General features: G+C 58.8%; 1 protein-coding gene. It reads right to left on the reverse strand.

All coding sequences use genetic code 11. From position 1 onward, the window contains the following. On the reverse strand, window positions 1-204 hold a 204-nt coding region (locus tag MO387_RS21410; protein ID WP_242326536.1), incomplete at both ends, for a VCBS domain-containing protein.

Here is a 204-nt window from a genome sequence, read left to right on the forward strand (position 1 = left end):
AGGTTTCGACCTTGGTTTCGCCTTCAGCCAGATATTGCACGTCGGCGTTATCGACGTTGTAAGTCCAGTTGCCGTCGGCATCGATAGTCAGGCTGCCGAGCGCGCCAACACTTGGAGTGCCGTTGCCGGCTTGGAACACCGCCTGGCCGCTGTCGGCATCGGTAATGGTTAAGGTGCCGCTGTCAGTCAGAACTGGATCGGTGG

The sequence above is a fragment of the Shewanella sp. N2AIL genome, from assembly GCF_022690845.1.
GTDB lineage: Bacteria > Pseudomonadota > Gammaproteobacteria > Enterobacterales > Shewanellaceae > Shewanella > Shewanella baltica.